This is a genomic window from Ruegeria sp. AP12 (assembly GCF_056540025.1).
In genome coordinates this window covers 1-1,059 of the sequence record NZ_JBQFVZ010000098.1, presented here as the reverse complement: position 1 = coordinate 1,059, position 1,059 = coordinate 1, and the positions used below count along the sequence as shown (strand labels likewise).

Annotated in this window: 1 protein-coding gene; it reads right to left on the bottom strand. The window is 58.6% G+C overall.

Annotated elements, in window-relative coordinates; translation table 11 throughout:
- Positions 1-1,059 (bottom strand): xylose isomerase (xylA, locus tag ACR0E6_RS21495; RefSeq protein WP_480587123.1); only part of this gene is annotated, 1,059 nt, incomplete at both ends.

Genomic DNA, 1,059 nt, shown 5'->3' with positions numbered 1-1,059 from the left:
CCGCGTATCTCTCCTCCAGCGCGACCTCCAGCCCGCCATCTTCGATCATGGCGGCGGCCGCTTTCAACCCGCGCGCGCAGATATCCATACCACCCACATGTGCGGCGATCAGATCCTCGGCGTCTATCGACTGACGGCGGATCTTCGCGTCGAAATTTGTGCCGCCAGTGATGAAGCCGCCGGCCTTCAGGATATGATAGTAGGCCAACGCGACCTCGGGCGTGTTGTTGGGGAATTGGTCTGTATCCCAACCCGATTGATAGTCGTTGCGGTTCATATCAATAGAACCCAGCATGCCTTCAGCCGTCGCAGTTGCGATCTCATGCTCAAAGCTGTGACCGGCCAGAATGGCGTGCCCCTGTTCGAGGTTCAGCTTGACTTCGTCCTCAAGGCCGTACTTGCGAAGGAAACCGATGCAAGTTGCGGCGTCGTAGTCATACTGATGCTTGGACGGTTCCTGCGGCTTGGGTTCGACCAGAATAGCGCCCTTGAAGCCGATCTTGTGCTTGTACTCGACCACCATGTTCAGGAACCGGCCCATGTGATCCAGCTCAGCCCCCATGTCGGTGTTGAGCAGCGTCTCATAGCCTTCACGCCCGCCCCAGAGCACGTAGTTCTCCCCCCCCAGCTTGTGGGTCGCATCGATGCAGGATTTCACCGTTGCAGCCGCAAAGGCAAACACATCCGGATCAGGGTTCGTGCTGGCCCCACCCATCCAGCGGCGATGGCTGAACATATTGGCGGTTCCCCAAAGCAGCTTGGTGCCCGAGACCTGCATCTTCTCACCGATATAGTCGGTGATCTCTTCCAGAGTTCTCAGGTTATCCGCATAGTTGCCCTGTTCGGGTCGGATATCCGCGTCGTGCCAGCAGAAATAGGGCTGCCCGAGAATGTCGAACATCTCGAACGCGATGTCGGCTTTCATCTTGGCACGGCCCATATCGTCCTGCGGATACCAGGGACGCTCAAGCGTTGGGCCACCAAACGGATCGCCGCCTTCCCAGGCGAACGAGTGCCACCACGCGACGGCGTAACGCAGGTGATCCTCCATGCGTTTGC